The organism is Micromonospora sp. A3M-1-15 (assembly GCF_024213425.1).
In the GTDB taxonomy this organism is placed as follows: domain Bacteria; phylum Actinomycetota; class Actinomycetes; order Mycobacteriales; family Micromonosporaceae; genus Micromonospora; species Micromonospora chersina.
On sequence record NZ_JANAVK010000004.1, the window covers coordinates 370246 to 388633 of the forward strand.

General features: G+C 75.1%; 16 protein-coding genes. 4 read left to right on the forward strand and 12 right to left on the reverse strand.

What is annotated here, in order from left to right; genetic code table 11:
• Positions 1-23: 23 nt before the first annotated feature.
• The 4 genes from NLX85_RS22210 to NLX85_RS22225 all read right to left on the reverse strand — a co-directional run bounded on the left by NLX85_RS22210 (position 24) and on the right by NLX85_RS22225 (position 3511).
• Entirely contained in the window at positions 24-917 is an 894-nt protein-coding gene (locus tag NLX85_RS22210; RefSeq protein WP_254338121.1) for an oxidoreductase, read from the reverse strand.
• Positions 914-1429, reverse strand: coding sequence for a hemerythrin domain-containing protein (locus NLX85_RS22215; RefSeq protein ID WP_254338123.1), 516 nt, complete (start codon positions 1427-1429; stop codon positions 914-916). Before NLX85_RS22215 ends, NLX85_RS22210 begins: the two co-directional genes overlap by 4 nt.
• A gap of 138 nt (positions 1430-1567) precedes the next feature.
• Positions 1568-2899, reverse strand: a complete 1332-nt coding sequence (locus NLX85_RS22220) for a low temperature requirement protein A (protein ID WP_254338125.1) — start codon at positions 2897-2899, stop codon at positions 1568-1570.
• Between the two features lie 45 nt (positions 2900-2944).
• Positions 2945-3511: a TetR/AcrR family transcriptional regulator gene (locus NLX85_RS22225; protein WP_254338127.1), complete on the reverse strand. Its 567-nt coding sequence runs from the start codon at positions 3509-3511 to the stop codon at positions 2945-2947.
• A 148-nt stretch (positions 3512-3659) separates the two neighbouring features.
• On the opposite strand from NLX85_RS22225, the gene NLX85_RS22230 reads away from it, so the two are divergent.
• Positions 3660-4604 carry an SDR family NAD(P)-dependent oxidoreductase gene (locus NLX85_RS22230; RefSeq protein ID WP_254338128.1) on the forward strand — a complete coding sequence of 315 codons (945 nt, stop codon included), beginning with the start codon at positions 3660-3662 and terminating at the stop codon, positions 4602-4604.
• 64 nt (positions 4605-4668) lie between these two features.
• On the opposite strand, the gene sucB is transcribed toward NLX85_RS22230, so the two are convergent.
• Both sucB and lpdA read right to left on the reverse strand, forming a co-directional pair.
• Positions 4669-6474 carry a 2-oxoglutarate dehydrogenase, E2 component, dihydrolipoamide succinyltransferase gene (sucB, locus tag NLX85_RS22235; protein ID WP_254338130.1) on the reverse strand — a complete coding sequence of 602 codons (1806 nt, stop codon included), beginning with the start codon at positions 6472-6474 and terminating at the stop codon, positions 4669-4671.
• A 66-nt stretch (positions 6475-6540) separates the two neighbouring features.
• A complete protein-coding gene (lpdA, locus tag NLX85_RS22240) occupies positions 6541-7932 on the reverse strand; it encodes a dihydrolipoyl dehydrogenase (RefSeq protein WP_254338132.1) in 1392 nt (463 codons plus the stop codon).
• 177 nt (positions 7933-8109) lie between these two features.
• Here lpdA and NLX85_RS22245 point away from each other — a divergent pair, with 177 nt between their 5' ends.
• Complete coding sequence (locus NLX85_RS22245; protein ID WP_254338134.1) at positions 8110-8439, forward strand: hypothetical protein; 330 nt, start codon at positions 8110-8112, stop codon at positions 8437-8439.
• Between the two features lie 64 nt (positions 8440-8503).
• Here the strand turns inward: NLX85_RS22245 and NLX85_RS22250 are convergent, their stop codons facing one another.
• Positions 8504-10072: a leucyl aminopeptidase gene (locus tag NLX85_RS22250; protein ID WP_254338135.1), complete on the reverse strand. Its 1569-nt coding sequence runs from the start codon at positions 10070-10072 to the stop codon at positions 8504-8506.
• Between the two features lie 198 nt (positions 10073-10270).
• On the opposite strand from NLX85_RS22250, the gene gcvT reads away from it, so the two are divergent.
• The gene (gcvT, locus tag NLX85_RS22255) at positions 10271-11401 is read left to right on the forward strand and encodes a glycine cleavage system aminomethyltransferase GcvT (protein ID WP_254338137.1); all 1131 of its coding nucleotides are present in this window, start codon (positions 10271-10273) and stop codon (positions 11399-11401) included.
• Positions 11402-11479: 78 nt separating this feature from the next.
• Here gcvT and NLX85_RS22260 read toward each other — a convergent pair whose 3' ends face one another.
• Positions 11480-11785: a putative quinol monooxygenase gene (locus NLX85_RS22260; protein ID WP_254338139.1), complete on the reverse strand. Its 306-nt coding sequence runs from the start codon at positions 11783-11785 to the stop codon at positions 11480-11482.
• 67 nt (positions 11786-11852) lie between these two features.
• Here NLX85_RS22260 and NLX85_RS22265 point away from each other — a divergent pair, with 67 nt between their 5' ends.
• Entirely contained in the window at positions 11853-12188 is a 336-nt protein-coding gene (locus tag NLX85_RS22265) for a helix-turn-helix domain-containing protein (protein ID WP_254338141.1), read from the forward strand.
• A 6-nt stretch (positions 12189-12194) separates the two neighbouring features.
• Here the strand turns inward: NLX85_RS22265 and NLX85_RS22270 are convergent, their stop codons facing one another.
• The 4 genes from NLX85_RS22270 to NLX85_RS33760 form a co-directional block, all read right to left on the reverse strand.
• Positions 12195-13487 (reverse strand): DUF2314 domain-containing protein, encoded by a 1293-nt coding sequence (locus NLX85_RS22270; protein WP_254338143.1) that lies wholly within the window; start codon positions 13485-13487, stop codon positions 12195-12197.
• 64 nt (positions 13488-13551) lie between these two features.
• Positions 13552-14325 carry an adenosylcobinamide-GDP ribazoletransferase gene (locus NLX85_RS22275; RefSeq protein ID WP_254338145.1) on the reverse strand — a complete coding sequence of 258 codons (774 nt, stop codon included), beginning with the start codon at positions 14323-14325 and terminating at the stop codon, positions 13552-13554.
• The gene (locus tag NLX85_RS22280; protein WP_254338147.1) at positions 14315-16360 is read right to left on the reverse strand and encodes a bifunctional adenosylcobinamide kinase/adenosylcobinamide-phosphate guanylyltransferase; all 2046 of its coding nucleotides are present in this window, start codon (positions 16358-16360) and stop codon (positions 14315-14317) included. Before NLX85_RS22280 ends, NLX85_RS22275 begins: the two co-directional genes overlap by 11 nt.
• A 51-nt stretch (positions 16361-16411) precedes the next feature.
• A complete protein-coding gene (locus NLX85_RS33760; RefSeq protein WP_374628220.1) occupies positions 16412-18373 on the reverse strand; it encodes a protein kinase in 1962 nt (653 codons plus the stop codon).
• Between the last annotated feature and the right edge of the window lie 15 nt (positions 18374-18388).

Sequence of the window (18388 nt, forward strand, 5' to 3'; positions counted from 1 at the left end):
GGCGAATCCGGGCGGGCGCGGGCTCAGCCGGCCGACTCGTGGAGGGCGTCGAGGTGGGACAGGTCGTCGTCGGTGAGCCGCAGCGCGCCGGCCGCGACGTTCTGCTCCAGGTGCGCCGGGTTGCCGGTGCCGGGGATGGCGAGCACGTTCGGGCTCCGGTGCAGCGTCCAGGCCAGCCGGACCTGGGCCGGGGTCACGCCGTGCGCCCGGGCCACCGCGCGCACCTCGTCGTGCTCCGCGCCGCTCGCGCCGGCCTCCCGGCCGCTGGTGGCGAGGGCGAAGAACGGCACGAACGCGGTCCCGTGCGCGGCGCAGTCCCGGATCAACGCGTCGTTGCTCCTGCGGTAGCCGAGGCTCCACGAGTTCTGCACGCAGACCACCGGGGCGATGGTGCGCGCCTCGGCGACCTGGTGCGGCGTCACGGCGGAGACGCCGAGGTGCCGGATCAGGCCGGCGTCGCGCAGCTCGGCGAGCGCGCCGAAGTGCTCGGCCAGCGGCTCCGGGCCGTACACCCGCAGGTTGACCACGTCGAGGTGGTCCCGGCCGAGCTGGCGCAGGTTCTCCTCGACCTGGCCGCGGAGCTGGTCCGGCCGGGCCATCGGCAGCCACTGGCCGGACGGGTCCTTGCCCGGCCCGACCTTGCTGACGACGACCAGATCCTCCGGGTACGGCGACAGCGCCCGGTTGATCAGCTCGTTGGCCGAGCGCAGCGGCGAGAAGTAGAACGCCGCGGTGTCGATGTGGTTGACCCCCAGCTCGACCGCGCGGCGCAGCACCGCCACGGCCCGGTCCCGGTCGCTGGGGCTGCCGTCCGCGTTCGCGGTCAGCCGCATCGCGCCGAAGCCGATCCGGTTGACGGTGCAGTCGCCCAGCTGCCAGGTGCCGGCCGCGGCGGCGTCGACGGTGTCGATGGTCATGCGGTCTCCGTCCGTTCGAGGATGTCCCCGTTGCGGGGTGGCGTCACGCCGAGCAGTTCCACGGGGTCGCCCGCCAGTCGGTTCAAGGCGGCGACCAGTTTCCGCTCCTCGTAGGTGAAGTGCGACTCCAGCAGCGCGGCCAGCCCGTCCAGCTCGGCCCGGACGGACCGGCCGTCGGCCGCCTCGGCGAGCACGGCGTCGACCCGGCGCAGCAGGTCGGCGACGACGCGGTGGTCGGCGCTCAGCTCGGCCAGCACGGGGCGCAGCTCGGGCGCCTGCTCGGCCAGCACGTGGAACGCGCCGCCGTCCTCGCCGGTGTGGTGCCGGTCCAGCGCCGCGCAGAAACCGACGCAGTGCGCGCGCAGCTCCCGGGAGAGTGCGGCGCCGCCGCCGTCGGGGGAGTCGAGGCTCGCACGGAGCCGGGTCAGCTCCGCGCGGAGCCAGTCGTGGATCTCGATCAACTGGGTGCCGAGGGCGGTCAGCCGGCCGCTCGGCGGGTGGGATGGGTGCACATGGTCCCCTGCTGTCCCGCGCCTCCATGCCCACGGCGGCCTTCGTGCCGGGTGCACCGCGACGCTGCCGAGCAGTCTAGGCGTCCCCCCGGCCCCGGCGGGTCCGGGCGAGAGCGGTCTCCGTCACGGCGCCGGCGCTCACTCGCCCTCGTCGCGCTCGTGCGGTTCGTGCCAGCGGGCCCGGTAGGCCGCCTCGTGCGCCTCGTGGCTGGTCCGCTCCTCGAACACGAGCGCGCGCAGCGCCCGCCGGCCCTCGTCGAAGACGACCACCTCGGCCGTCACCATGCCGACGGTGATCGCGGTCAGCAGCGCGAACGCGGCCAGGGCGGGCAGGTGCTGCGCGACCGGAATGGTCACCGCGAGCAGCAGCACGGCGCCGATCCGGGTCCAGCTCAGGGTGCGCAGGGTGCGGAGCTGGAAGAGCATGTTGCCGCAGATGTAGCAGATCACCCCACCGAAGAGCAGCGGTACGCCGGGGCCGAGCGCCGGCAGGTGCTGCGGCACGTGCGGGTCGGCGATCTGGTGCACGATCATCTCGGCGCCGAGCGCGAAGAGGATGATGCCCGCGATCATCGGCAGGAACAGGTACCCGTAGGCGTCCCGGGCCATGGCGACGCGGGGGCCGTCCTCCGCGGCGTGCAGGGCGATCCGGGCGGCCGGCCCGATCATGTCGTAGTGCGCCCACCAGAGCGCGGCGGTGAAGAAGATGCCGAGCACGGCCGCCGCCACGGCCGGCCAGGTCGGCGGCTGGCCGAGCAGGTTGCTGCCGACGCCCACGGAGATGACCGACTCGCCCAGGGCGATGATCAGGATGAGGTCGTACCGTTCGGTCCAGTGCTCGGCGGAGGCGACGCCCCAGCCCCAGGTGCCCGCGACGAGGCCGGTGGCGTACTGGAGCAGCACGACGGTCGCCCACAGCCCGTCCCGGACCGCCGCCGCCGAGAAGAGGTCGTCGATCTTCGGGGGGATCAGGGCGGCGACACCCAGCAGCAGGGTGCTGCCCACCAGCTCGGGGGTGAACCGGAGGAGCTGCCGGCGCTCGTTCGGGCTGTCCCGCACGGCGTGCAGGTAGAGCAGCAGGTGCACCCCCCGGATGACGGTGTAGCTGACCGCCGCGACGATCGGTCCGGCCGCGTTGCCGCGCGGGTCCCGGAACGCGTTCGGCAGGGACAGGGCGAAGGTGAACAGGGCCGCCATGCCGACCGTCATGAGCACCGGGACGAAGCCCTCGCCGAGCCGGATCCGGGTGGCCACGATGCTGTGCACCACCCACGACCACCAGAGCACGGCGAGGACCAGCAGCGCGTGCAGCAGCGCGCCGCCGTTGACCTGGAGCGCGGTGGCCCGGGTGATGATGAAGAACGAGAAGACGAAGACCAGGTCGAAGAAGACCTCGAAGCGGTCCACCCGGGCCCCGGGCGCCACCGGCACCGCCGGCCCGAGGCGTCCCCGCCACCCGAAGCCGCTCACCGACCGAGTCTGTCAGCGCCGGGTCGGCGGCGGGCCGGATTCTGCTCAGGCCGACCGGTGGCGCAGCCCGTCCATCAGCAGGTCGAGCAGGCGGCCGGCCTGCGCGCGCTGGTCCGGCTCGCCGGCCACCAGGGAGACGCCGCTCAGCCCGGCGAGCACGTCGGCGGGGGCCACGTCGGCGCGTACGGTGCCCGCGGCGACGCCGGCCGCCAGCAGGTCGCCCAGCGCGGCGAGCAGCCGGTCCCGGCTGTGCGCGTACGGGTTGGCGCCGGAGGCGATGGCCAGCCGCAGCGCGTCGGCCATGCCGCGCTTGGTGGCGAGGTAGTCGACGAACCGGTCCATCCAGGCCCGGACCGCCGCCTCGGCGGGCAGCGCCGCGAGGAGTTCGGGCACGGCGTCGCAGAGCTTGGCCAGCTCGTTGCGGTAGGCCGCCTCGATCAGCGCCTCGCGGGTGGGGAAGTGGCGGTAGAGGGTGCCGATGCCGACTCCGGCCTCCTTGGCGATGCGGTCCAGCGTTACCTCGGCGCCTGCCTGGGAAAACGTGTGGACCGCGGCGTCCAGCAGTCGTTGCCGGTTGCGCAGCGCGTCGGCGCGCAGCGGTCGGTCGGGCACAGCTCCTCCTCGGCTCGACCGGACGGCAGGTCCGGCCGGACTGGCAACCGGAGGGTCCTCCGGTTAGGCTCGGTCGTAACGGAGGATCCTCCGCTTCTCATCGTAGCGGCCGGCCGACCGGTCGTGCCGCCACCGACAAGGATGGATCATGACCACCAGCACACCCGTCAGCACCCCGTTCTCCCGCGAGACCACCGCCCTGGAGGTGGTCCGCGACCTCGACCTCACCGGCCGGCGGGCCGTCGTCACCGGCGGCGCCTCCGGGATCGGCGTGGAGACCGCCCGCGCGCTCGCCGCCGCCGGCGCCGACGTCACCCTCGCGGTCCGCAACCCCGAGGCCGGGCAGCGCGCCGCCGCCGAGATCACCGGCACCACCGGCAACGACCGGATCCTGGTCGCCCCGCTCGACCTGGCCGATCTCGGCTCGGTTGACGCCTTCGTCCGCACCTGGGACGGGCCCCTGCACATGCTGGTCAACAACGCCGGCATCATGGCCTCGCCCGAGCTGCGCACCGAGCAGGGCTGGGAGATGCAGTTCGCGACCAACCACCTCGGGCACTTCGCACTGGCCACCGGGCTGCGCCCGGCGCTGGCCGCGGCCGGAGACGCGCGGATCGTCTCGGTCAGCTCCGCGGCCCACCTGCGCTCGCCGGTGGTCTTCGACGACATCCACTTCCGGCAGCGGCCGTACGACCCGTGGCAGGCGTACGGGCAGTCCAAGACCGCGAACGTGCTCTTCGCGGTGGACGCCACCCGGCGCTGGGCCGACGACGGGATCTGGACCAACGCGCTGATGCCGGGCGCCATCCGCACCAACCTCCAGCGCTACATCAGCGAGGAGGAACTGGACCGCATGCGCACCCAGAGCGGCGGTGGCGCGGCGTACTGGAAGACGCCCGAGCAGGGCGCGGCCACCTCGGTGCTGGTCGCCGCCTCGCCGCTGGTCGCCGGAGTCGGCGGCCGGTACTTCGAGGACTGCCAGGAGGCCGGGCCGAACCAGCCCGGCACCCGCACCGGCTACGCCCCGTACGCCCGTGACCCGGAGGCCGCCGAGCGGCTCTGGGAGGTGTCCGAGGAGCACCTGCGCGGCTGACCCGGAGACGACGAAAGGGGGCGCGCGGCGAACGCCCCGCGCCCCCTTTCGTGCCGTCAGAGGGTCAGAGCCCCAGCTCGGCCTCGAAGTTGCCGGCCTCCAGCCGCTCCTTGACCGCGACGAGGAAGCGGGCCGCGTCCGCGCCGTCGATCAGCCGGTGGTCGTACGACATGGCCAGGTAGACCATCGACCGGACCGCGACGACCTCGCCCAGCTCCGGGTCGTTGACCACGACCGGGCGCTTCACCACGGCACCCGTGCCGAGCATCGCCGACTGCGGCGACGGCACGATCGGGGTGTCGAAGAGCGCGCCCCGGCTGCCGGTGTTGGTCAGCGTGAAGGTCGCGCCGGCGAGCTCGTCCGGGCTGATCTTGTTGGTCCGGGTGCGCTCGGCCAGGTCGGCGACCCGCTTGGCGATCCCGCCCAGGTTGAGGTCACCGGCGTTGTGGATGACCGGCACCAGCAGGCCCCGCTCGGTGTCCACGGCGATGCCGAGGTGCTCCGCCTCCGGGTAGGTGATCGTCCCGCCCTCGAGGTCCAGCTGGGCGTTGACGATCGGGTAGGACTGGAGCGCCTCGACGGCGGCCAGGGCGAAGAACGGCAGGAAGGACAGCTTCACGCCGTGCCGCTGCTGGAAGGAGTCCTTGGCCTGGGCCCGCAGCTTGGCGATCCGGGTGACGTCCACCTCGATCACCGTGGTCAGCTGCGCCATCTCGTGCAGCGACTCGTGCATCCGGTTGGCGATGGCCTTGCGGATCCGGGGCAGCTTCTCGACGGTGCCCCGCTTGCCGCTCGGCTGCGGCTTCGCGGCCGGCTTGGCCGGGGCCGCCGCGGCGGCCGGAGCGGGCTGCGCGGCCGGCGCGGCCTGGGCGGCCTTCGCCTTCTCGGCCGCCTCCAGCACGTCCTGCTTGCGGATCCGTCCGCCGACGCCGGTGCCGTTGACCGAGGAGAGGTTCACCCCGTGCTCGGCGGCCAGCTTGCGGACCAGCGGGGTCACGTAGCCGGCGCCCTCCTCGCCACCGGCCTGGGCCGGGACGGTCGGCCGCTGCGGCGTGGTGGTCGGCGCGGACGGCTGGGCGGCCTGCTCGACCTTGGCCGGCTGCGCGGCCTGCTCGGTCTCGGCGGCCGGCTCGTTGTAGGACATGCCCGGGGTCGGCTCCTCGACCTTGGGCTCCGGCTTGGGCTCCGGCTTCGGCTCGGGCTTCGCCTCGGCCTTGGGCTCGGGCTTCGGCTCCGGCTTCGCCGCCGGCGCGGCGCCGGCCGCGCCCACGATCGCCAGGACGCCGCCGACCTCGGCGGTCTCGTCCTCGGCGACCTTGATCTCCAGCAGCGTGCCGGCGACCGGCGACGGGATCTCGGTGTCGACCTTGTCGGTGGAGACCTCCAGCAGCGGCTCGTCCACCTCGACGGTCTCGCCGACCTGCTTGAGCCAGCGGGTCACCGTGCCCTCGGTGACGCTCTCGCCCAGGGCCGGCATCGTCACCGGGGTGCCCTCGCCCGACGGCGCCGCGGCGGCCGGGGCGGGCTCCTCGACGGCCGGCTGCTCCGCCTCGGCCTGCGGCTCGGCGGCGGCCTCCTCGGCCTGCTCCGCCGGGGCCTCCTGCTGCGGGGCGGCCCCGCCGGCCTCCTCGCCCTCACCGGCGATGACCGCCAGCTCGCTGCCCACCTCGGCGGTCTCGTCCTCGCCGACCACGATCCGGCTCAGCACGCCCGCCGCGGGGGACGGGATCTCAGTGTCGACCTTGTCGGTGGACACCTCGAGCAGCGGCTCGTCGACCTCGACGGTGTCGCCCTCCTGCTTGAGCCAGCGCGTGACGGTGCCCTCGGTGACGCTCTCGCCGAGCCGGGGCATGGTGACCGATACCGGCATGTTCTCCAGACTCCTTCATTCCCCTGGTGGGATCATCGCCCGTCGCCGGACGCCGCGGTTGTCGTGTCAGGCGTGCGCGTGCAGAGGCTTGCCGGCCAGGGCCAGGTGCGCCTCGCCCAGGGCCTCGGTCTGCGTGGGGTGGGCGTGGACGAGCTGCGCCACCTCGGCCGGGTACGCCTCCCAGTTGTAGATGAGCTGCGCCTCGCCGATCAGCTCGCCGACCCGGGCGCCGACCATGTGCACGCCGACCACCGGGCCGTCCTCGACGCGGACCAGCTTCACGTGGCCGGCGGTCTTGAGGATCTGGCTCTTGCCGTTGCCGCCCAGGTTGTAGTTGTAGGTCTTGATCTTGTCGGCCCCGTACTGCTCCTTGGCCTTCGCCTCGGTGAGGCCGACCGACGCCAGCTCCGGGTCGCAGTAGGTGACCCGCGGGATGCCGGCCTCGTCGATCACGGCCGGGTTCTTGCCGGCGATCTCCTCGGCGACGAAGATGCCCTGCTGGAAGCCGCGGTGGGCGAGCTGGAGGCCGGGCACGATGTCGCCGACCGCGTAGACGTTCGGCACGCTGGTGCGCAGCCGCTCGTCGGTCAGCACGTAGCCGCGGTCCATCTTGACGCCCTGCTCCTCGTAGCCGAGGTTGGCGGTCGTCGGGCCGCGGCCGACGGCGACCAGCAGCAGCTCCGCCTCGACGGCGTCGCCGCCCTGGATGGTCAGCTTGACGCCGTTCTCGGTCTTCTCGACCTTCTCGAACGGCTTGCCGACCTTGAAGTTGATCTTCCGCTTGCGGAACGCCCGCTCCAGGGCCTTCGAGGACTCCTCGTCCTCGGCCGCGACAAGGCGGGGCAGCGCCTCGACGATGGTCACGTCCACGCCGAAGGACTTCCAGACGCTGGCGAACTCGACGCCGATCACGCCGCCGCCCAGCACGATCGCCGAGGAGGGGACCCGGTCCAGGGTCAGCGCGTGGTCGCTCGTGATGATCCGCTCGCCGTCGATCTCCAGGCCGGGCAGGCTCTTCGCGTACGAGCCGGAGGCCAGGATGATGTTGCGGCCGGTGTAGCGCTTGCCGTCGACCTCGACGACGTTCTTCCCGACCAGCTTGCCGGCGCCCGCCACGAAGGTGATCTTCTTGGCGCTGCCCACCAGGCCCTGCAGGCCCTTGTACAGGCGGGAGATGACGCCGTCCTTGTACGAGTTGACCGCCGCCATGTCGATGCCCACCAGCTCGGCCTTGACGCCGAACTGCTCCGACTCGCGGGTCTGGTCGGCGATCTCGGCGGCGTGCAGCAGCGCCTTGGTGGGGATGCAGCCGTTGTGCAGGCAGGTGCCCCCGAGCTTGCCCTTCTCGATCAGGGCGACGGACAGGTCCAGCTGGGCGGCACGCAGCGCCGCCGCGTAGCCGCCGCTACCACCTCCGAGGATGACGATGTCGAAGGTTGCGTCGTTCGGCTCGCTCACGTCCAACTCCCAGGTCGCGTCGCTGCATCGGGGGTTACGGGGGAGTAACAGGCACACCCCACCTCGGTCATCTTGTCACCACCGGGGACGGTGCGCGTAGTGAGGTGCCCAACGACACGTCGGTGGCACGTACGCTTGGCACCGTCTTCGATGACCGGCGGGGGAGGAGTGGGTTCGGTGGGGCTGTTCCGACGACGCAAGCGGGTGGGCGCCGTGAGCCGCGACCGCGCCGCCGACCGCGCCGATCTGGATCACCTGGAGGGCTTCGTCCGCACCCGACGGGGCGTCGAGGCGTACCTGGAACCCCGGACCACGGTCACCGAGACCACGGTCATGCTGATCGCCGACGACGGCGAGTGGACCCGGCGGCGGGTCGGCGGGCCGGACGAGGCCCGCCGGTTCGCGCACCGGCTGGCCATCCCGATCTACGACGTCCGGCTCATGGGCTACCCGCAGCGGATGCGCGACTACAACGAGCGCCGCAAGCGCCGCCCCGAGCTGTTCTGATCCGGACACGCGGACGGGGCGCCCCCCGGCGAGGGGAGCGCCCCGTTACGGCGTGGTGGACGCGTCAGCCGTTGGCGGCGACGTCGTCGACCAGGTGCAGCAGCGTACGCACCGGGACGCCGGTGCCGCCCTTGGTCCAGTAGCCGGTGGCCTCGCCCGAGTGGTAGCCGGGGCCGGCGATGTCGATGTGCGCCCAGGCCACGTCGTCGGTGACGAACTCCCGCAGGAAGACGCCGCCCTGGAGCATGTGGCCCGCCCGGTCCATGCCGGCGTTGACCTGCGAGATGTCGGCGACGTCGGAGTCCATGCCCTTGCGCACGTCGTCCGGCAGCGGCATCGGCCAGGCCGGCTCGCCGGTGGCGTCACCCGCGGCCCGCACCCGCTCGCACAGCTCCGGGGTGCCCATCACGCCGGCGATCCTCTTGCCCAGCGCGATCACCTGGCCGCCGGTCAGCGTGGAGGTCTCGAAGAGGTAGTCGGCGCCGTCCTCGCAGGCCCGGGCGATGCCGTCGGCCAGGATCATCCGGCCCTCGGCGTCGGTGTTGAGCACCTCGACCCGCTTGCCGCTGTACATGGTGATCACGTCGCCCGGCCGGTAGCTGGTGCCTGACGGCATGTTCTCCGCCATCGGCAGGTAGCCGGTGACCGCGACGGACGGCTTGAGCGCCGCGACCGCCAGCATGGCCGCGCCGACCGCCGCCGCGCCCGCCATGTCGGACTTCATCTCCCACATGCCCTGCGCCGGCTTGATCGAGATGCCGCCGGTGTCGAAGGTGATGCCCTTGCCGACCAGCGCCACCCGCTTGCCGTTGCCGCCACCCTCCGGGGTGTAGGTCAGCTTGACCAGCCGCGGCGGGGCCTCCGAGCCCTGGCCGACGGCGAGGATGCCGCCGTAGCCGCCGGCGGCCAGCGCCGCCTCGTCGAGCACCTCGACGCCGAGCCCGGCCTCCCGGGCGGCGGTGGCCACGGCGTCGGCGAACGACGGCGGGCGCAGCTCGTTCGGGGCCGTGTTGACCCAGTCCCGGCTGGTCCGCACCGCACCGGCCACCGCCTGTGCGCGGGTGACCTCGGCCTGGGCGGTCGCGTCCGCCGCGTCCGGCACCGCGACCAGCACCTCGGCCACCGGCGCGCGCCGGGCCGGCTGCGGCTTGGTCTTGTAGCCGGCGAACCGGTAGCCGCCGAGCAGCGCGCCCTCGGTGACCGCGCGCAGCGCGGCCGGGGCGTCGGCGTCGTCGGGCAGCGGCAGGGCGAGCGCGACGCGGGCGGCGCCGGCCAGGGCCCGCACCGCGGCGCCGGCCGCCCGGCGCAGGGTCTCCGGGGCCGGGGCGGCGCCGGACGGCTCCGGGCCGAGCCCGACGGCGGCGACCACCGGGGCGGTGATCGTGCCCAGCGTGGCCAGCTTGATCACCTCGCCGGGGCCGCCGGTGGCGCCGAGCAGGGCCAGCGTCTCGGTCAGCTTGCCGTCGAACGCGGCGGCGATGCTCTCCGCGCCGCTGGCCAGCAGCAGGGCGCCGGCGGGTGAGCCGGACTCCTGCTCGGTGGTCTGGCTGTGCACGCCGATCACGATCGCGTCGACGGCGAGTTCGGCGGGGTCGGTGTCGACCAGGCTGAGGGTGGTGCGGGGCGATGTCACGAAAGCTACTCCGGGCGGGCCGGGCCGGCCGCGGCGTCGCGAACCGGCGATGAAGGTCTCGGCGGCGAACCTACCCGCCGGACGCGTGGCTGTCCCGCCGATGGGCGCAGGCGGGACGTCCCGCCCGCACCCGATGGGTTGCCGGCGGGGGTCACGCCGATGCTAACCAGCGGGTCACGGGCCGGTAAGTTCGCACCCATGACCGAGGTGACCTCCGACGCGGCCGCGACCCGGCTGCGCCGTTCCCCGCTGCACGAGCGGCACACCGCGCTCGGCGCCAAGTTCGCCCCCTTCGGGGGCTGGGAGATGCCACTCGAGTACGCCGGCGGCGGCGTCCTCAAGGAGCACACGGCCGTGCGTACCGGGGTGGGCGTCTTCGACGTCTCGCACCTCGGCAAGGCCCGGATCACCGGGCCGGGCGCCGCGGACTTCGTGAACTCCTGCCTGTCCAACGACCTCGGCCGGATCGCACCCGGCAAGGCCCAGTACACGCTCTGCTGCGACGACGCCACCGGCGGCGTGGTGGACGACATCATCGCCTACCTGCACGACGGGGACCACGTCTTCCTGGTGCCGAACGCGGCGAACACCGCCGAGGTGGTCCGCCGGCTGCGCGCCGCGGCGCCCGACGGCGTGGTCGTCACCGACGAGCACGAGGCGTACGCGGTGCTCGCCGTCCAGGGCCCGCGCTCGGCGGAGCTGCTGGGCGCGCTCGGCCTGCCCACGGAGCACGACTACATGAGCTTCTCGACCGCCTCCCTGCAGGGCGTCGAGCTGACCGTCTGCCGCACCGGCTACACCGGCGAGCTCGGCTACGAGCTGGTCGTCCCGGCCGTCGACGCGCTCGCCGTCTGGGACGCGCTGTTCGCCGCCGGCGCCGCGTACGAGCTGCGCGCCTGCGGCCTGGCCGCGCGGGACACGCTGCGCACCGAGATGGGGTACCCGCTGCACGGGCAGGACCTCTCCCTGGACATCACCCCGGTGCAGGCCCGCTCCGGCTGGGCCGTCGGCTGGGACAAGCCGGCCTTCTGGGGTCGCGACGTGCTGCGGGCCGAGAAGGCCGCCGGCCCGGCCCGCACGCTGCGCGGCCTGGAGGCGATCGACCGGGCCATCCCGCGCCCCGGCATGGCCGTCTACGCGGGCGACAAGCAGGTCGGCACGATCACCAGCGGCACCTTCAGCCCGACGAAGAAGCAGGGCATCGCCCTGGCCCTGATCGACACCGACCCGAAGCTCCCCGACGGCGAGACGCTGGAGGTCGACATCCGCGGCCGCCGCGCCCAGATGCGCCTGACGCGCCCGCCCTTCGTGGAGCCCTCCGTCCGCTGACGGCAGCACGCTCGTCGATCATGAAGTTGGCGGCACCCGGCGAGGTCGACATCGCCGCCAACTTCATGATCGACAGTGTCAGTCCGTGGAGGTGACCTCCGTCGGGGTGTAGTGGCGCATCTCCTCGATGTCGGGGACGTAGGGGCGGATCTCGCGGAAGAAGGCGGGGAAGTGCGGGCCGGTGCGGAAGCGCCGGAGGTGGTCCTCGGCCGACGTCCAGCGGATCCGCAGGACGTACGCGGCCGGGTCCTCGACGCAGCGGCTCAGCTCGTAGCCGAGGCACTCGGGCGCGGCGTCCAGCGCCTGTGCCGCCCGCGCGTACGCCGGGACGAACTCCGCCTGCCGCTCGGCCGGTACCCGGTACCTGATGTACTCGACGATCATGCCCACCAGCCCACACCCGGGCCGGCGCATGCTCAAGTACGCACTTTCCGGTGAGTAGGGGGATCGCGTGCCCAGGCGCTACCACTGCGCGGTCGAGGTGGCCGTCGACGTGATCGGCGGCCGGTGGCGGCCGGTGATCCTCGCCCACCTCAAGGAGGGCGTGCACCGCTACGGCGAGCTGCGCCGCCGGATGCCGGACACCAGCGAGAAGATGCTCGTCCAGCGGCTGCGCGAGCTGGAGGCAGAGGGCCTGGTCGCCCGGCACGACCTCGGCACCCCGAAGGCCCCGCACGTCGAGTACCACCTCACCGAGGAGGGGCGAAGCCTCGTCCCGGTGCTGACCGCGCTGCACGCCTGGGGACTGGCCCGGGCCGCCCGGACCGGCACGCCGATCGAGCCCTGACGCCCGCTATTCGGCGATCGGGGGTTCGCCGGCGTCGAGGACCGCCTGGGTCCAGCCGCCCTCGATGACGCCCGTGCCGTCGAGGACGGCCCAGTCGACGACGTCGGCGGCCTCCACCACCACGGGTGCGCCGATCCGGACCGTCGGGTCGCCGGCGGCGTCGCTGGCGCTCGCCCCGACGATCCGCTCCGGGTTGTCCCACGAGGTCACCCCGGCCCAGACGTACTCGGGGCCGTCGTCGCCGGGCAGGCCGTACTTGACCACGAGCTGGCTCTCGGCGGGGAGTCCGCCGGCGAGGAAGCGGGCCCGGATGTCGTCCAGCGCGGCGCGGGCCGTGGCGATGGCCCGGCTCATCGCGTCGCCCGAGCGGGCGTACCGGACGTCGGGCTGGATGCCGTTGAACAGGGTCGCGCAGGCGGCGGCGAAGTAGCGGCCGGGCGGGCCCGGGTGCCCGGGCGGCGGGTTGAGGGTGAGGAACGAGTCGGCGTCCGGGTCGGTCGCCGGGTCCAGCTCCAGCCGCAGCAGCACCGGCGCCGTCGCGCCGTGCTGCTCCGGGTTGCCGTACGCCACCGCGATGTCGTGCCCGGTCACCGTGGCGAGCACCGGGAGCTGCACGAACGCCGGCACCTCCTCGCCGGCCAGCCCCTCGGTCCAGTCCCGCAGCAGCCGCCGGGCGGCACCGGTCATCACCGCGCCCCACGCCCGGGTGAGGTGGTCCGGCACGCCCTGGGCCTGGAGCTCCAGCAGGCCGAAGCGGCGCAGCCCCTTCGTGGTGAACCAGAGCCCGTCGGCGTCCGACGAGTACGGCACCAGCACCCAGTCGACCAGCCGGATCCGGCCGTGCTCGTCGGGGAGGGACCGCAGCGCGGCCGCCGGGTCGAGGAACTGGAGCCCGAAGACGTCCACGACGTCCCCGTCGACCGTTTCGGCGACCGCCGCGGCCACCGCCCGGGCCGCCCACTCGTGCGCCGGCGGCCAGCCCGGCCGGTACTCGGCCTGCACCACCACGAGGTGCGTGGCGGCGGCCAGCCGGGCCAGCTGCGCCTCGGTCGCCCCGAACGCGGTGAGCAGGTCCGGCGGCAGCTCGGGGAACTCGCTGACCGGCCGGGTGTCCACGGTCATGAGGGGGCTGTCCAGCATCTGCCGGGCCAGCCCGTGCACCGGCTCGGCGAGCCGGCCGGCGAGCCCCTCCACCGCGGTCTTCGGGCTCACCTTCGGCAGCCCGACGATCGGCACCAGGTAGGTCGCGTCCAGCGACTCGGGCACCGGTACGGGCAGGAAGTCGTCCGTGATGAGCATGCCGTCCCCCTCGACCACACCGGTGCACCTCGCCGAGAACGCTACCCGCCCGGACGGGTGACGATCAGCCGGACAGCACCAGTCCCAGGTAGGACAGCGTGGTGACGATCTCCAGGAGGGCGCCGAGCACGTCGCCGGTGATCCCGCCGAACCGGCGTACCAGATGCCGCAGCAGCCCGGCCGCGACGGCGAGCGCGGCGAGCACGGCGAGCGGCCCCTGCCACGGGCGGTCCGGCACCGCCGGCACGGCCAGCAGGGCGACGGCCACCGTGCCGGCCACCAGCGCGACCGGGCCCACCGTGCCGGCCACCAGCGCGCCCAGCCCCTCCGGCCGCGCCGCCGGCACCCCGCGCCGGCAGGCCAGCGCGACGCCCAGCCGGCCGGCCGCCGTCGCGGCGACCACCGCCGCGAGCGCCGCCGGCCGGGACCGCCCGGCCAGCTCCGCGAGCACCGCGGCCTGGAGCAGGAGTACGACCACCAGCGCGACCACCCCGAACGGGCCGACGTCCGGCTTCTTCATGATCTCCAGCGCCGCCGGCCCGCGCCGGTAGGAGCCGAGCGCGTCCACGGTGTCGGCCAGCCCGTCCAGGTGCAGGCCTCGGGTGAGCAGCGCGCCCAGCGCGACGGTCACCCCGGCGGCGACCAGCGGGGGAGCGACCGCCGCGGCGAGCAGCAGCACGGCCCCGAGGAGCACGCCGAGCAGCGCACCGACCGCCGGGGCGAGCGCCATGGCGGCGCCGGCCGCGGCCCGGTCCACCCGGCCGGAGCGCACCGGCGCCGTGGTGAAGGTGGTGAGCGCCAGCCGGATCCCGTCGGCGAGCCGGACCTCAGTCGGCACGTCGGCCGGGGGCCACCGGCTCGTCCGGCCCGATGGTGGTGGGCCCCGGTCCGGCCGGCTCCGGCTCGGCGAACTCCGGCCCGGCCTCGGTGCCGGTCGGCCCCGGTCCGGCCGGCTCGGGCCCGGTGAACTCCGGTTCCGTGCTGGTGGGCCCCGGCCCGGCCGGCTCCGGCTCGGTGAACTCCGGCTCAGGCTCCGTGCTGGTGGGCCCGGGGCCGGCCGGTTCGGGCTCGGTGAAGTCCTCGTCGTCCCCGCCGCCGAGCGACGGGTGCACGGGCAGGCCGGCGGCGAGCGTCAGTGCCGAGCGCAGCAGCGGCAGGGCGGCCAGCGCGGTCGCGCCCTCGCCCAGGTCGAGCCGCAGGTCCAGCAGCGGGGTCAGGCCCAGCACGTCGGCGGCGAGCCGCACCCCGGGCCGGCCGCCGTGGTCGGGCAGCAGGCACCAGTGCCGGGCCTGCCCGGCCAGGTCGCGGCTCACCATGCCGGCGGCCGCCCCGACCGGCCCGTCCAGCAGCACCGGAACGCGCCGGGCGGTCGCGCCCAGCAGGACGCCGGTGGCCACCGCCACGTCGCCGCCGCCCAGCTCGGCGAGGATGTCCTTGGCCTCCCGGGGGGAGCGCCGGGTGCGGTGCAGCGCGTCGCGGACGGCCGCGCAGCGGACCATCCAGGCGGCGTCGTCGTACTCGCCGTGCTCGTTCATCACCCGGCCGAGGACCGCCGGGGGCTCCGCGCCGGCCGTGGCCGCCAGCACCGCCGCGGCGGCCGTCTCGGTGCCGGCTCCGCACGCCGCCAGCACCAGCAGCTGTACGCCCGCGTCGGCGGCCTGCTCGGCGAGCCGCCAGCCGTAGCGCAGGGCCGACTCGACCCGCTCGCCGGTGAGCGCCGGTCCCTCCTCGATGGGCGCGGAGGTGGGCGTCTCGACCACCTGGAGGCTGGCGCCGTTCTCGGCGGCCAGCCGGGCCAGGGCCCCCTTGCCGGCGCGCGCCTGCCGGGCGCGGCGGGCCGACTCGCCGGGCGTCGCGCCGGCCGACGCCCCGCCCTCGTGGTCGCCGTGCAGCAGCAGCACGCGGACCGGGCCCCACGGCGTCGGGGTCGCGGTGCCCTGGGTGGCGGCGGCGAAGCCGACCACCCGCTCCAGGACGCCGAGGCCCGCGCCCGGGATGTCCAGGGTGGCCAGCCGGTCGACCGCCTGCGGGCCGGTGTAGTCGTCGGGCATCGGCAGTTCCATGCCCGGCTGGATGACCAGGCCGGTGGCGACCATCGGCAGCGCCATGGTGGGCGCGGCCCAGTCGGCCTGGCCGGGCGCGCCGGCCGGCGCCGCTGCCGGGGTGGCGGGCGCCGCCGGGGTGAGCACCTCGGGCAGCGCCTCGTCGGGCGCGCCCGCCTGTCCGGGACCGGCCTGCGCCGGAGTGCCCGCCTGCCCGGGGCCGGCCTGCGCCGGGACGTCCGCCTGGCCGGCGCCGACCGGCGCCGCCGGGTGGGTCGGGGTGGCGGCCGGCTTCAGCCAGGCGGTCTGCCCGGCCACCACGAGCGCGACGGCGTCGCAGGCGTCGGCGACCGCACGATTGGTCGCGCCGAGCGCGTCGGTGAACGCCCGGCCCAGCGGCGTGGTGGGCACCAGGGACAGGCCCACCTCGGGGCTGACCAGCACCAGCCGGGCGGCGCTGGCGCGGACCGCCGCGGCCAGTTCGGCGATGGTGGCCGTGTCGTCGGCCGGCTGGTGGGCCGGGTCGAGCAGCACGGTCACCCAGCCGCCCAGGTCGTCCACGAGGAGCGTCTCGTTCGGCCCGGCCGCCGTGATCACCTCGGCCAGCCGGCCGGGGTCCGCGGCGGTCTCCTCCGTCGTCCAGCTCCCCGGCCGACGGGCGCGGTGCGCCGCGAGGCGGGTCGCCCACTCGGTGTCCTCCGGGTCCCCCGCGGGGGCGGTGGCCACGTACCGGACCGTGGGCGCCTCGGCGACCACCGATTCGGCGAACTCCGACTTGCCGGAGCGGATACCGCCGAGCACCAGGAGGGTGTTCCACCCGTCAACGGACATGCCCGTACCTTAAAGCCGTCCGGCGGGTCGCCGCCCGCCGGCCCGGTCGGCTCAGTCGCAGTGCTCGAACGGGCTGGCGTAGCTGGCCCCGCCCGCCGACCCGCCCCACTTCACGCAGACCCCCGGGGCGCTCGCCCGCACCGGCCCGGCGTAGTACTGGTAGCTGCCGCTCTCGGTCTGCCGCGCCTTGCCCTGCACCTCCAGGTACGTGGTCACCGTGGTGGCCCGCCCCACGTCGGTGTCCTTGAGGGTGACCACGCAGTTGGTGCCGGCGGCGGTGCTGTAGAGCAGGTAGACCCGGCCCCGGCGCACCCCGCCCGCGGTCAGCGTCGCCGAGTCGATCACCTGGTAGCCGCTGCCGCACACCTGCCCCGCCGTGTACGGCTGCTTCGGCCCGGCCGTGCTCGCGGTCGGCGCGGGCGCGCCGGTGGTCGACGCCGGGTCCCCGCTCGACGGGGCGCCGGCGTCCGCCGCCGGGCGGCTCGGCGTGGCCGACGGCGACCGGCTCGGCCGGCCGGTACGGCTCGGCGTCGGCTCCGCGCCGGCAGTGGCGCTGGCCGGGACCTCCGGCTGCACGGGGTCGGCGACCGCGGACTCCCCGGTCAGCGCGGCCGGGCGTTGCCCCGCGTCCGTGTCGTCCGGGGAGCGCAGCGCCGCCACGGCCACCGCGGTCAGCACCGCGACGAGGACGACGCCGGCCGCCCCGGCCAGCGCCAGCGCCCGGCCGCGACCCCGGCGCTCCGCCGGCTCCTCCAGCGTCGGCGGTACGCCCGAACCGGCGTGCCGTTCCTGCACAGGGCCGTACCCGCCGGGCGGCCGCCCGGGCTGCGCGACCCCGACCGACCAGGCCGGCCCCGGTGGGGAAACCGGCCCCGAAGCCGCGGCGTGCCCGGGAGCCTCGGAGATGTGCCCGGGAAGCGCAGGGACGTGCCCGGAAGCCGCTGAGACATGCCCGGGAGCCGCGGAGACGTGCCCGGGAGGCGCGGAGGCGGGACCGGGCGTCGGGGTGTGCGCGGCGGGGTCGGTCCCCGGAGCGGCCGGGACCACGGCGGGCGGCTGGCCGGCGGGCGGCGTACCCCCGGGTGGGCCCGGGATCGGCGCGGGGGCCGGCAGGACGGCCGCGCCCGGCACGGCCGGCCCGGCCACCGCCCACGGCGGGCGCGGCGGGACGGGCAGGGCGGCGAGGGTGGCGTCCCGGGCGTCCTGGGCGGCCTCGGCCAGGGCGAGCGCGCTCGGGAACCGGTCGGCCGGGCGCTTCGCCAGCGCACGGGCGACCACCTCGACCACCGCCGGCGGCGTGCCGACCAGCGGCGGCGGCTCGTCCTGGACGTGCCGCATGGCCACCTGGAGCGGGTTGTCGCCGTCGAAGGGCGGCCGCCCGGCCAGGCAGAAGTACGCGACCGCGCCGAGCGCGTAGACGTCGGTGACCGGCGACACCGGCTGGCCGGCGGCCTGCTCCGGGGACATGTACGAGGCGGTGCCCAGCACCATGTGCGCGGCCGTGATGCCCGCCATGGTGCTGGCCCGGGCGATCCCGAAGTCGACCAGCACCACCGTGCCGTCCCGCTTGACCAGCAGGTTGCCGGGCTTCACGTCGCGGTGCACGATCCCGGCGAGGTGGGCGGCGTGCAGCGCGTGCGCGGCCTGCGCCACCACCGACATGGTGGACGCCGGGTCGAGCCGGCCGGCGCGCCGGATCCAGGTGACCAGCGGCTCGCCGTCGACGTACTCCATCACCAGGTAGCTGACCTGGCTGCCGTCGGCGAGGGTTGCCGAGCCGAAGTCGTGGACCTGGACGATGCCGGGGTGGCGCAGCGCGGCCAGCATCCGGGCCTCGGCGTGGAAGCGGGTGGTGAACTCGGGGTCGGCGACCAGCGAGGGGAGCAGCACCTTCACCGCGACCTCGCGGCCCAGCAGGGTGTCGGTGCACTTCCAGACGGCCCCCATGCCGCCCGTCGCGATGCGTTCGCCCAGCCGATAGCGGTCGCTGAGCACCACTCCTTGAGTCAGCACCGCGCCACCGTACCG